This is a genomic window from Paenibacillus amylolyticus, from assembly GCF_003719335.1.
Lineage (GTDB): Bacteria > Bacillota > Bacilli > Paenibacillales > Paenibacillaceae > Paenibacillus > Paenibacillus amylolyticus_D.
In genome coordinates this window covers 16,924-30,335 of the sequence record NZ_RIAS01000003.1, presented here as the reverse complement: position 1 = coordinate 30,335, position 13,412 = coordinate 16,924, and the positions used below count along the sequence as shown (strand labels likewise).

Sequence of the window (13,412 nt, the reverse complement as noted above, 5' to 3'; positions counted from 1 at the left end):
GGTATGCGACCGGGCCCGTCTTTTTTGTCGTCTTTGCGTCTATATCCTGATAGAACCAAAGGCAGAGTCGGTGTAGCAAAATTAGAAAATATTATCTTAATACATCCTGTATCTCCCGCTTAAGGCAAGCATCGTGAAGAAATAAAGACAGTTATCATAATAACGACGTTTTCCCTGGCGGAGAGGTGTGTTCCAGAATAGCTTGACAAAAGCATCTGCATGAGGGCCATCTGCTGCCAGTGAAGCCATCGCATTGGTTGCCAGCAAACCTACAGGGTGCAGTGCAGGTTCGTCAAAAGGCTCACCTTCAATCGTGTAGCGGCGATAATCCGCTACGTCGATATTACTGAAAAAGGCCTGTATGCGGTTCGATTGTTCCACTTGCCACGTGTCTTTACCGAACCATGCCCAGTCTAATGCAACATTGGCTGCCACGCGGTAGGCATCGCTGTAGAAGTGCCTGAAATCCCCATGCGGCTGAATCGGAGCAGGGGTACCATCGTAATTGGCATATTCCGGAGAAAGTCCGGTTACCGGGTGACAGGCTGTATGCAGATAAGCGCGGCTTGCTTCGGCAGCTTCTTTCCAAAAAGTTTGATCTTCTTTGTTCGCATATGTAGCAAACAGCTCGTAAAAATGAGGCAGGTGATAGGAAGGATCACTAAAAGGAGTCTCGGGAATGAACTTGATCAACTTGTTGCTTGGCTCCCACATGGGATCACCTTTGCCTTCTTCGCCCTTATGCACACAGGCATGAAGGATCTTTCGGGCTTGAGATTTATAGTCATAAGGAGCGGGTCCATCTCCCCAGCGATTGGATGCAAAGAACAAAGCCATAGCAAAAAACTCTTCGCCATCAGGAGCAGGCCCTGGAGACAGACGAGTCCCATCAGGCTTGCAGTGCCACGCAAAATAATCCTTGTAACGTCCTTCTGTATGCTGCATATACGTGACTGCGTAATTCCACAGCCGGTCAAATTCCTCTTTCTTGTCCATCTGTACAGCCATCATCATGCCATAGGACATACCTTCGGAACGAATGTCGTCGTTGCCTGTGTCCAGCATGTAACCTTTGTCTTCGCCAACGGGATAGTAGATTCGTGTATATTCGTCTCCATAAAATAGATCATTCCAGGTCTGTTCCAGCCTTGCGTTGATTTCTTCTTTGCTATACCCCGATTGGTGAAAAAGATTGACATATGTACCTGTCCTATAAGCGCCTTTTCCTGTGATATTCATGAGATCCTCCTTCAAAAATGCTTATATATGCAAGTATATCATTCGTAATACTACTCAAATTAAAGCGTTTACATGGAAAATTATAGGTGTGTTATACCATCTATTTCCATTTAGCGATGCGGATGATATATTTAGTCAAGTCCTATAGTTTATCAGGTTGTTGTTAAATTATGTAAGCGCTACACTCGGAGAGAAGGAACCGCCTGATATCGACATCAATCAAGTCCAGGTTTCTTCACATGGCAATACTCAGAGTGTAAATTTTCGCTGGAAGGTTGGTGAGGATGTAACATGCTTGGCGATTCAGGAGATGTAGATGAGAATCAAGGAACCAATGCACCACGTGACCCCGTAGGAGTTACTGTTTCATCATTTGAGGCTGAATTTGATTATAACTCTCCGACTTATCTTGACATGATCGACAGATCACTCCTGAATTTAGGGAACAACGTCAGATTAAAGAGAGCTATCGAAAAAGCTAGACGTGGTGAACCTGTTGTCATTGCTTTTATTGGGGGATCGATTACTCATGGCGCTGGTGCAGCACCGATTCATCTCCAAAGTTATGCCTACCACTCCTATGAACACTTCAAAAAAATGTTCGCTCCTATGGACAGCGATGCAGTGCAGCTGATCAAGGCGGGTGTAGGCGGGACGCCTTCGCAACTTGGCGTCATTCGTTATGAGCGGGATGTGCTCCGAGATGGCAGCGTGCAACCGGACATTGTCATTATCGAGTTTGCGGTAAACGATGCTGACGATGAGACGCGTGGAAACTGTTACGAAAGCTTAGTGTTGAAAGCGCTTGCTTCAGGTAACGAACCAGCAGTCATCCTGCTTTTTAGTGTATTTAAAAATGATTGGAATCTTCAGGACCGTCTCGCTCCTGTGGGCTTTCATTATGATCTGCCTATGGTGAGCATGAAGGATGCTCTTGTAGAGCAATTTCAGAAGACGAAAGACGAAGGTGGCGTTATAACTAAAGAGCAGTACTTCCATGATATCTATCATCCCACTAATGTGGGACATCGAATCATGGCGGACGCACTGGGGAATTTGTTTCGTGTTACAGATCGTACAAATCTCGATCAGAAAGAAGATGAATTAACGGATTTACCGATTATTGGAAATGATTATGTGAATGTCAAACTGTTGGATCGGAAAAACGGGGAGCAGATTGCCCAGATTGAATCAGGGAGCTTCTGTCTCATCGACACAGAGCTACAGATGACTGAGATGGACGATCATGATTATGGTACACCGCTTTTCCCGAATAACTGGATGTACGTTCCTGGCGAAACAGCAGGCGACAAAGGTTTCGAGCTGCATTTGCGGTGCAGCCGGCTCATCCTGATCTTTAAAGACTCGGACAGTGATAAGTTCGGAACCGCCCACATAAAAGTGGATGGGGAACTTGTCAAAGAGGCGGACCCGCACCAAGTGAACTGGACTCATTGCCATGCCATGCTTCTATTTAGCAACAAGGAAGTGGGGAAACATGTTATCGAGATTGACATGGCACCTGGCCAGAAGGACAAGCAGTTCACGATTTTGGGTTTTGGTTACGTTGATTAGCGGGAATTTGATTTGAGGCTAGAGGATTATGCTAACCGTGAAGGGAGTAAGGTTAATGATAGCTTCAGCATCTGCTGGTTTTGACCAGTATCGTGGTAACATAACACGCGGCGTAGTTGAAACGATAGAGTATGATTCCAAGACGGTTGGCAACGTGCGTAAAGCGATGGTATATACGCCGCCGGGTTTTTCTTCGGAGCTTACCTATCCTGTACTCTATCTGCTGCACGGAATTGGAGGGGATGAGAAGGAGTGGCATACCTATGGCTCTCCGGCAATCATCCTGGACAACCTCTATGCCGATCATCTCATCCAGCCAATGATTGTTGTTTGTCCTAATGGACGCGCAATGTCTAACGACGTTGCAGAAGGTGACCTCTTTGATCCTGAGAAAATTCGGGCATTTGAACAATTTGAATTCGATCTCATTCAGGATCTTATCCCGTATATGGAGTCCCGTTACCCGGTAGCTCAAACGAGGGACAAAAGAGCCATTGCCGGCTTGTCCATGGGTGGAGGACAGTCATTAAACATTGGACTGCGTAATCTGGAGCATTTTGCATGGGTCGGTGCTTTTTCAGCAGCGCCAAACACCAAAGAACCTGAGGTGCTTATCCCTGATCCGGCTCGGGCTTCATCACTTTTGTCATTGCTTTGGGTATCTTGTGGAGATCAGGATAACCTGATTCAGATTAGTGTTGATGTCCATGAACATTTGAAGCAGCAAGGCGTACCTCATATTTGGTATGAAGAGAGCGGCGGTCATGACTGGCCCGTGTGGAAGAATGATCTGTATCTTTTTTCACAACGTCTCTTCAAGTAAGTAAACAAAAAACTAAAATATCAGGAGGGTTTTCCTTATGTTCAAATTCGGTAAAAAATTGTTAACTGTTGTTCTTGCAGCTTCCATGAGTTTTGGTGTATTCGCCGCTACGACAGGTGCTACAGATTACTGGCAGAACTGGACAGATGGCGGGGGTTACGTTAATGCTGTGAACGGTTCTGGTGGGAATTACAGCGTAACTTGGCAAAACACAGGTAATTTTGTCGTTGGTAAAGGTTGGACTTACGGAACACCTAATCGTGTAGTTAACTACAACGCTGGCGTATTTTCACCTTCCGGCAATGGCTATCTGACGTTCTATGGCTGGACCCGTAATGCACTTATTGAGTACTATGTGGTAGATAACTGGGGCACATACCGTCCGACAGGAACTTACAAAGGTACGGTAAACAGTGATGGTGGTACGTATGACATCTATACAACGATGAGATACAATCAGCCATCCATTGATGGGTATTCAACATTCCCGCAATACTGGAGTGTTAGACAATCCAAACGTCCAATTGGTGTGAACTCACAGATTACATTCCAAAATCACGTAAATGCGTGGGCGAGCAAAGGAATGTATTTGGGCAATAGCTGGTCCTATCAAGTGATGGCGACTGAAGGATACCAAAGTAGCGGTAGCTCGAATGTGACTGTTTGGTAAGCGTCATTATCATTTATTTTCAAGCCTAGATTCGAGCAAGGCAGGTCTATGGATCTGTCTTGCTATCAATTCCCGTTTTAAAGGAGACTTCCAGATGAGAAAGTGGATGGTATTTCTGCTCATCGCAGCGGTTGTTGGATTAAGTGCTTGTTCGACAGGTGGCAGTACAACCGTGAGCGATGATCTTGTATTGGTAGAGGGTGGGGCATTCAAGAGCAGTAAAACCAGTTATAGCGGCAAAGACATCACAGTGTCTGACTTTTATATCGGCAAATATGAAGTAACCCAGAAACAATGGGCTGACGTTATGGGAGACAATCCCTCTGGTTTTAAAGGTGAAGACCGACCCGTTGAAAGAGTGAGCTGGTACGATGCAATCGAATACTGTAATGCACGTAGCATGAAGGAAAACCTCAAACCGTATTACACCATTGATAAAGAAACGATGGATACGAAAAATAAGAATGAAAACGATAACGTCAAATGGACTGTAACCATCAATGAAGATGCGAATGGATATCGTCTGCCAACGGCAGAAGAATGGGAATATGCCGCAAGTGGCGGACAAAAGAGTGAGAATTTTACTTATAGCGGAAGCAACAATCCAGACGAAGTGGCGTGGTACTGGATGAATGCCGGTGAAAAACCGTTAACAGGAGACTGGAACTGGCCTGCCATTGAAAACAATCGGAATCAAACGAAGCCAGTCGGTCAGCAGAAGCCCAATGAACTAGGCATTTATGATATGTCTGGTAATGTTAGAGAATGGTGCTGGGACTGGCACAGCCATCCGGAAACCCCGGACAACACTTGGAGAGTCAGCAAGGGAGGCGGCTGGGTTAGCAGTGTAAATACAGAAGAGATTTCATATCCAGGAAAATTCGATGCGAATGGCCTGGGTCCCGATCAGGGATTGCGAGTCGTACGTAGTAAATAAGGAGGCCCGTTCATTTAAAATGGGCCTTTGTGCATTTCTCCCGAAAAAGGGAGAGAAATCTTAAAAAATGAATATGTTTTCTTTAAACTTTGCTATAGTTCACCCTTTATGAAGGATATAAAATGGAAATACCAACCAATGTAAGCGCTTTTAAAAATGATTAAAACGATCAACTGACTGATAATCCAAGAGCGAAAGGGAGTTTTAAGACATTCGTTTACCCGGTTGGAATCAGAGATGGAGGTGTATTGATGAAGAGGAAGACGTGGTTCACATTAATCGTATCGGGAGTGGTTTCATTATTTATTTCGGTAAGCGCTTTCGCAGGGTGGGTGTTTTGGGAACCACTGACGTATCACAATGCAAGTACCTGGCAGAAGGCGGATGGGTATTCCAACGGTTCCATGTTCAATTGTACGTGGCGGGCAAATAATGCTAATTTTACGAATGATGGCAAGCTGCGGTTGAGTCTGACAAGTCCTTCAAACAACAAGTTTGATTGTGGAGAATATCGGTCAACGAATACTTACGGGTATGGTCTTTACGAAGTAAGCATGAAGCCTGCTAAGAATACAGGGATTGTATCCTCTTTCTTCACCTATACCGGTCCTGCTCATGGCACACAATGGGATGAGATTGATATCGAGTTCCTGGGCAAAGACACAACGAAAGTACAATTTAATTATTATACGAACGGCGTTGGCAATCATGAGAAAATCGTTAATCTGGGTTTCGATGCATCCCAGGGATTCCACACCTATGCATTTGATTGGCAGCCAGGTCATATCAAGTGGTACGTCGACGGTGTGCTGAAACATACAGCTACAACCAATATTCCGAAAACACCAGGTAAAATTATGATGAATATCTGGAATGGAACGGGTGTGGACGGGTGGCTCGGTTCCTATAATGGTGCTAATCCATTGCATGCCGAATATGATTGGGTGAAATATACGAGTAATTAACAGAAGCTCACGGGCACGTACGACTAGCGCAATAAACTGCATGAAACAGAGGAGCGGATTACTTCCGCATTCCTCTGTTTTTTATGATTATTTTCAACCTTTACAGAACAAACGAAACGTAAGATGATGAAGGAAAAGGGTAAAAACGATTCCACTTGGAGAGGATGGAAAACCATGAGTATGAGTAGCAACAACGATACCAATAACAACCAATCACCTGAGCAGTTTATCGAACTGTTAGGTCAACCATATGATGCCAAGCACGTACAAACCTTGCTGGAACCTTTCGGTGTGAAAAAAATAGGGAAGCCAGACGGTCCTTTTCAGGACGACATCATCTGGTCAGTTAAAGCTTCTGTGCGTATTGATGTGTATCGCTCCCCCAAAATCAATACGTTAACCGGACGTGATAATCTCCCTGCGGATGTGTGGATCATTGGAGCGGTTCATTTTCTTGCACCGGGTTCGGACGATCGAATTAAAAAACCGTTTGCCGGACAAATGCCCAAAGGTATAACGATGAATGCAACACCTGACGCATGGATTGAAGCATATGGTCAACCGGATATCTACGAACAAGGTGACTGGCTTGGCGGCAGCGGTCCTTATCTGGCTTGGCGCAAATCTGACATCAATATTTCAGTCGAATATGAAACGGATGAGGACAGCAGTGTGATCACATGTGTTAAGTTTTGCTTAATTGGCTGCATGGGTGCCTGGAGAAGTGATTACCCGGAAGTGTTTGCCCCCTGATAAGTAAGAGAGACAAAAGTAAGACGTTGTAATAATGCAACATCGGTATTCACTTTTTAATATCCTAAATTAATACAATAAATGTTGCAATATTAGTATGGGCATCCATATGGTTCATTCATTATGATGGACTCTGTAGACAACATCACTACATACAGGGGGACACACAAGTTGAGAACAATCAAGAAAAGAAAGATTGGCGGTTTGGCTTTGGCAGGAATGTTGGCGCTTACAGCAGTTCTGAGCGGATGTAACAGTGGAGCAAGTAAAGAGGCTGCACCAAGCACACCGAGTGCTGCACTGGAATTGAAGGACGGGAAGTATGATCCACCCGTAAAACTAACTTATTTACGTCCTTGGGGACCCGAAATCAAATTCAAGTCTGGTGAAGATCAGGACAATAACGTGCACACGAAATGGGCAAAAGACAAGCTCGGTATTGAATTGAAAAATCAATGGGTGTCACCATCCACCAACAACGCGTTTGAAACGAAGCTTCGCCTGTCGCTGGCTTCCAATGCAGAAATGCCGGACATCATCTCATATCGCGGCGATTTCAATCTGGCACGTGAGTTGATTGAAACGGGCAAGTTCGTCGATGCTGGCGAATTGTTTGACAAATACGCAAGCGATACCTGGAAAGCTGCCGTGAATGAAGACCCTTCCGTATGGTATCCGTACATGCAGGATGGTAAACGGATTGGTATTCCGATTCTGGATTACTCCTACAATAGTGATCCGGTGATGTGGATTCGCGAGGATTGGATGAAGAAGTTTAATTTAAAAGCACCTGAAACGCTGGCTGATCTTGAAGTGATTATGGAAACGTTTACGAATAAAGACCCGGATGGCAATGGTAAAAAAGACACCTACGGTCTGACCATCGGATTCAAAAACTGGCTCAGCACATGGATGTCTGATGCTGGGTGGGTCTTCGGAGCCTACGGCACGATGCCAAATCAGTGGAATCTGAACGCAGAAGGCCAACTGGAGTACGGTTCTGTAAATCCAGGAGCAAAACAAGCTTTGGCAACACTGGCTGACTGGATGAAAAAAGGGTATATTCCAGAAGAAGCCGGGGTATATGATGAAACCAAAGCAGCAGAAGAGTTTACAGCAGGTAAAGCAGGGATTGTCGTAGGGCCTCACTGGATGCCGTCATGGCCGCTCGAAGATGTGAAGAAAAACAATCCGGAAGCGGAGTACAAAGCTTACCCGATTCCATCTGGACCTGATGGCAAGGCAGGCAGACGCGGTACCGCGAACGACAACGGTGTAGTTCTTATTAACAAAGATATGAAAAACCCGGAAGTCTTTTTCACTTATCAAAACTATCTGTTTGATCACTATGCAAATCCAAAAGCAGGTGATGAATTCGAATACGGCTTCGCTGAAGGTTATGACTGGGCAATGAAAGACGGCAAACCAACAACGGATGCAGCTGTGACAGGCGGTTATGCTCCTGAGAAATACACATTAACGTTTGATGGTGCACGTATCCCGAGTCTGAACATGACTACGCTTGCGAAGTTTGCTAACGGTGAGGAAGCAACAACACCTTTCGAGAAAAAACTTAAGTCTGGCGTACCGGTACCAATGGTGGAAGCGGCCAAGATTGTTCAGGATCAAAAAGATATCGCTTTAAAACAGATGTTCACTGGTGCACCAACGATGTCAATGCAAATGAACAACGACATCTTAACCAAAATGGAGAAGGACCTGTTCTCGCAAATCATCTATGGTAAAGCTCCGATCGATGCTTTTGATACGTTTGTAGAGAAGTGGAAATCTTCCGGTGGAGATCAAAATACGAAGGAAGTTAATGAGTGGTACCAATCTGTAACTAGTGGAAAGTAAGTACGAGCTAAAGCAACTAAATCTTGTCCGTTATTTCATTCACACCAAGCTGCTCAAGCAGGTGAAAAAGTACAAAGAAAAGGCCTTGCCGGAAACCATTCCAGCGAGGCCTTTTTGCTTCACACCGGCAGATTCTCTCTATATTCCTGCGGTGTCAGATCGTAAAACTTCTTAAATACCCGTATAAAATACGCCGTGTTGTTGTAACCCACAAGCTCCGCAATTTCGAATACCTTGGCGCTGGACGAACGCAAATAGTAAGCTGCTTTTTCCATCCGTAACCGATAGACATAGGCTGTCAGCGCTTCTCCAGTCTCTGCCTTATACACTTTGGATAGATACACCGGGTGCAGGTGGACATGCTCGGCAATAGCCGGTAAGGAGACATCGGAAGCCAGATGCAGATCCACAAAGCTTTTGACGCTGCGAACGATGGTACTGTGATTGTCCTTCAACTCCTGTTCTGCGTCTTCACTGATGGAATGAAGTGTACGGATCGACCAGTCTTTCAACTGCTGGGCGGTAGCATAGCTTGGAGCCTGGAAGTATTTATACGTTTCGGCAGGCAGGACAGAAGAGATCTGTTTTCCGTTCTTGTGGATGATATAAGCAAAGGCCCCAGCCAAAGCATGATAAACCTCAATCGTTGTTTCTGCGATATCATGATGCTGCGCCGATTCGAGCAATTCCTCGAAAATGACCTCAATCTTCTGTTCCACATCGTCAAAGCGACCGGCTTCCAGAAGACTGATTAGGGTTGGAGGCTTATACAGAGAGCGGATGGCAGGGAGGGGATGTACATCCTTATCATCTGAAGCCGTAATAAACAAACCTTGAGCATGTCCCATACGCTTCCGCATGGATCTGACAGCACTCTCATAAATCTCTCCAATCTCATTAGGAAACTTGCCCCAGTGAGACACAGCGATTGAAATAGCCCCTTTTAAATATAACTGTACGTTTGTTTGGATTTGGGCAGCGTAGTGTTCCAGTAGCGCTTGAGGTTTCTCCTCTTTGCTCACACTATGCATGCCGCCTTTTTTGACACTAACCAGCACAACCAGATAATCATGAACATCCCGCGTATGCCACATATGAAAATGGTGCTGCGTCACCTCGCTGATAATGTTGCTAATGGCATACTGCATCAGCGAAAGATCATGGTCAGCCATCTCGGATAGATGCTCTTCCATCCGAATGACCAGCATGCCCAGTTCCTCGCCAACCGAATAGGGCAGATCTAGTAATTCCAGCTTGTCTGCGAGTGCGGAGGGAGAATAGGTTTTTCCTGTCAGCAATTCATGAAGCATCGTAGATTGCAATAAAGGCAAGTTATCTTGGAATGCATGCAGGGCACGTTGATAGGAGGCCGCCGCTTCCCATTTTTGCTTGATCCGGTCAACAAGCCGCTGTACGGTTTCGATCAGATCTTCATCACTTACAGGCTTCAGCAAATAATCAAAGCTTTCTTGAGCCATGGCTTGTTTGGCGTATTCGAAGTCAGCAAAGCCCGAGAGTAAAATCGTCTGCACATGCGACCATTTTTCGTGAATTGCCGTGATTAACTCAATACCGGACATCTCCGGCATGCGAATATCAGTGATTACGATATCAATATCATGATTCTCCATAATTTCCAGTGCTACGGCACCTGACAAGGCTTCGTGTACAGTGCCGATTCCGCAGCTTTCCCACGGAATGGTTTCCGCCAGCGTTTCTACAACCGAACGTTCATCATCAACTAACAAAATTTGTAACATGTACTTCACCTACTCATTGATATTGTTGTACCATGTAATGCTTACCTTAACGCCTCCGCCAGGCGTATGTTCATAGCTTAAACCCGCATCTTCACCATACAAAAAAGACAAACGCTGATGAACATTCCAAGTTCCGCATCCCATGTTGCCATCGAGCGGTTTGTTAAGATTATCGACCAACTCTTGCATCTGATTCTCAGTCATACCCAGCCCGCTGTCCTCGACGGTAATCGTACACATTTCATCCGTATGATGGCCTGTTATGTTGATATGACCGTCTTCGGTACGGGGTTCAATGCCATGAATGATAGCGTTCTCAACGATAGGTTGCAAGCTTAAACGGGGTAACGTTTTATGCAGCATATCGTCCGGTACATCGATGGTAAAATGCATGCGTTCCAGCCGGAGCGCCTGGATTTCCAAGTAATTTTTCACCATGGTCAGCTCTTCTTTAATGGTGGCCTGATCATTCTCGGATCTGGTGATGTATCGATAATACTCACCTAAATTCAGCGCCATTGCCACAACGGCTTTCTCATTTTTCATCCTTGCCATATTTTTGATGTAGAAGAGGCAATTGTATAGGAAATGCGGGTTAATCTGTGATTGCAACTGCTTCAATGTGGCTTCACGTCTTCGGAGTTGTTCTTCGTATACATTCTCAATCAACTCCTGAATTCGCTGCGCCATGATGTTAAATCGTGCAAACAATAAACTGAATTCATTACGTGACGAATGATGCAGACGAACGGAGAAATCTCCAGTCGACAAACGGTTCGTTCCCTTTACGAGCTGAAGCAATGGGAGCTGCACACTACGATACAGCACATACAAAACCACAACACTCATAGCAATCAAAACGGCTATGGAAGCGTAGAAGAGATTCCGACTATTTGTGATCGGGCCTAAAATTTGCTGCATAGGCACGTAGTCTACATAGTACCATCCCAGACTGTCTGAATGTATGTACGAGACATAGTATTCTGTACGGTCAAGCGTCGTGGTGAATCCGCCCTTTCCCTGCAAAGTCATCTCTTTCAGCTTGGACTGAATCGCAGTCAATGTGCCATTTCCACTCGTGTTGCTAATTAAGCCAAACTCGGGATGGAACATAAAAGGGTCACCTTTGTTATTCAATTTGTTCTGATCCAGCATGCTGGTCAGATGATACACGGGAAAGCTGATCTTGGTAATCAGTCTCGACTTCCCAGGAGTGTCGATCGCTGTCGTTGGATCGGTCGTGTACCACACAAATTGATTATGCTTATATGCCCATGATTTCGAAAGCGGCTTGGAAAATTCATCCTCTTCGTACGGGATATAAGCATAATAATCCGTGGAAATGACTTTTTGCAACCTTGGAAAATAAAGGGTGATAGTGGAATGCCATTTGCTGGCTGCATTATACAGATTCATTTTTTCAAGAATAGCACTTCCGACTTTGACACGTTCATAAGGCACATCTTTGTAATCCGGCCGCTGATATTCCTGTATGCTCGAATCTTGCCCAATGGACATCCCATAGAGGGATAGTTGGTAAATGTTGGATTCTACAGAGTCGGCAAAAGTGGACAAATGATTCATCGTATTGTTCTGAATTTCGTGTTCGATCACCCGTACACTTTCCCGGTTTGAATAGGTGTACAGAAACAAAACCAGGACAAGCAATGCTACAAACAACAGTGTAATTTTGGTAAAGACATTCAGACGAGCGAACAATGCGGGGCCTCCTCAACTCATTAAAATATTGTTATCGTTGTTGCAATATTAGGATATAGATTGCTAATAACCGTTGCTATAATTTTAATATACAAGTTCATATCCACTTGTAAAATACAAATTTTAGAACATGGGGGATGTAGGGGTGAAGGAACATACGTTAGAAACGCCTCGCAAGGGGCGTGCCATCAAGGCAAGACAGCGCTGGAACATGCAACGGAATTGGTCCTTGCATTTGATGCTCGTACCAGCGGTTTTGCTGGCAATTGTATTTCAGTACATACCAATGGGCGGGATTGTGATTGCTTTCCAGGATTTTAAACCATACCTCGGATTTACCGAATCCAAATGGGTAGGTTGGGATAATTTCAAGTATTTATTTTTATACCCGGACGTAGGCCAGGTCATCTGGAATACACTGGTCATTGCATTTTTCAAAATAATCGCAGGTTTAATTGCTCCATTCCTGTTCGCGATTTTGTTGAACGAAGTTCGTTTAAATGCCTTTAAAAGGGTCAGTCAAACACTGGTTTATCTTCCGCATTTTCTGTCATGGGTAATCCTGGGCGGAATATTGCTTGATATTCTATCGCCGCAGGGGGGCATGGTGAACAAACTGGTGGTTGCACTGGGCGGAGATCCGATCTTTTTCCTGGGGGATGGAACTTGGTTTCGGATAACACTGATTGTTAGTGATGTTTGGAAAGAATTTGGCTTTGGCACGATTGTATTTCTGGCTTCTCTGTCCGGTATTAACCCGGCACTGTACGAAGCTGCGGAAGTGGACGGTGCGAACCGGTTCAAACAAACACTGCACATTACAATTCCGGCCCTCATGCCGATTACAATCGTACTCATGACACTCTCCATCGGAAACATTTTGAATGCAGGGTTCGATCAGGTGTTCAACCTGTACAATCCGCTCGTTTATGACAAAGGTGATATCATCGATACCTTCGTATACCGTCTTGGTATCTTGAACGGCAAAATGAGCTTCGCAACGGCTGTAGGATTGTTCAAATCGGTCGTGGCAACCATTCTGATCGTTATCTCATATCGCATGGCTTACAAATTGGCGAATTACCGCGTGTTCTAGTAGAGAGGAGAAAAGGGC

The 13,412-nt window shown here is 45.0% G+C and carries 11 protein-coding genes; 8 read left to right on the top strand and 3 right to left on the bottom strand.

Features of this window, described 5'->3' with window-relative positions; all coding sequences use genetic code 11:
- Positions 1 to 96 precede the first annotated feature (96 nt).
- Positions 97 to 1,239, bottom strand: a complete 1,143-nt coding sequence (locus EC604_RS06965) for a glycosyl hydrolase family 8 (protein ID WP_123063468.1) — start codon at positions 1,237 to 1,239, stop codon at positions 97 to 99.
- A gap of 291 nt (positions 1,240 to 1,530) precedes the next feature.
- Between EC604_RS06965 and EC604_RS06960 the strand changes: the two genes are divergently transcribed.
- The 7 genes from EC604_RS06960 to EC604_RS06930 all read left to right on the top strand — a co-directional run bounded on the left by EC604_RS06960 (position 1,531) and on the right by EC604_RS06930 (position 8,819).
- Positions 1,531 to 2,814: an SGNH/GDSL hydrolase family protein gene (locus tag EC604_RS06960; RefSeq protein WP_123063467.1), complete on the top strand. Its 1,284-nt coding sequence runs from the start codon at positions 1,531 to 1,533 to the stop codon at positions 2,812 to 2,814.
- Between the two features lie 55 nt (positions 2,815 to 2,869).
- Positions 2,870 to 3,637, top strand: coding sequence for an alpha/beta hydrolase (locus EC604_RS06955; protein ID WP_123063466.1), 768 nt, complete (start codon positions 2,870 to 2,872; stop codon positions 3,635 to 3,637).
- A 37-nt stretch (positions 3,638 to 3,674) separates the two neighbouring features.
- Positions 3,675 to 4,307: a glycoside hydrolase family 11 protein gene (locus EC604_RS06950; RefSeq protein ID WP_123063465.1), complete on the top strand. Its 633-nt coding sequence runs from the start codon at positions 3,675 to 3,677 to the stop codon at positions 4,305 to 4,307.
- Positions 4,308 to 4,401: 94 nt separating this feature from the next.
- Complete coding sequence (locus EC604_RS06945) at positions 4,402 to 5,244, top strand: formylglycine-generating enzyme family protein (protein ID WP_123063464.1); 843 nt, start codon at positions 4,402 to 4,404, stop codon at positions 5,242 to 5,244.
- 251 nt (positions 5,245 to 5,495) lie between these two features.
- On the top strand, positions 5,496 to 6,209 hold the full coding sequence (gene bglS, locus EC604_RS06940; protein ID WP_123063463.1) for a beta-glucanase: 714 nt from the start codon (positions 5,496 to 5,498) through the stop codon (positions 6,207 to 6,209).
- Between the two features lie 174 nt (positions 6,210 to 6,383).
- Positions 6,384 to 6,962, top strand: coding sequence for a hypothetical protein (locus EC604_RS06935; protein WP_240036697.1), 579 nt, complete (start codon positions 6,384 to 6,386; stop codon positions 6,960 to 6,962).
- A 219-nt stretch (positions 6,963 to 7,181) separates the two neighbouring features.
- Positions 7,182 to 8,819, top strand: coding sequence for an extracellular solute-binding protein (locus EC604_RS06930; RefSeq protein WP_429350826.1), 1,638 nt, complete (start codon positions 7,182 to 7,184; stop codon positions 8,817 to 8,819).
- 119 nt (positions 8,820 to 8,938) lie between these two features.
- Here EC604_RS06930 and EC604_RS06925 read toward each other — a convergent pair whose 3' ends face one another.
- Positions 8,939 to 10,579 (bottom strand): response regulator, encoded by a 1,641-nt coding sequence (locus EC604_RS06925; protein ID WP_123063461.1) that lies wholly within the window; start codon positions 10,577 to 10,579, stop codon positions 8,939 to 8,941.
- A gap of 9 nt (positions 10,580 to 10,588) precedes the next feature.
- Positions 10,589 to 12,298: a sensor histidine kinase gene (locus tag EC604_RS06920; RefSeq protein WP_123063460.1), complete on the bottom strand. Its 1,710-nt coding sequence runs from the start codon at positions 12,296 to 12,298 to the stop codon at positions 10,589 to 10,591.
- A 145-nt stretch (positions 12,299 to 12,443) separates the two neighbouring features.
- Here EC604_RS06920 and EC604_RS06915 point away from each other — a divergent pair, with 145 nt between their 5' ends.
- Positions 12,444 to 13,394: an ABC transporter permease gene (locus EC604_RS06915; protein WP_373323151.1), complete on the top strand. Its 951-nt coding sequence runs from the start codon at positions 12,444 to 12,446 to the stop codon at positions 13,392 to 13,394.
- The last annotated feature ends 18 nt before the right edge of the window (positions 13,395 to 13,412 follow it).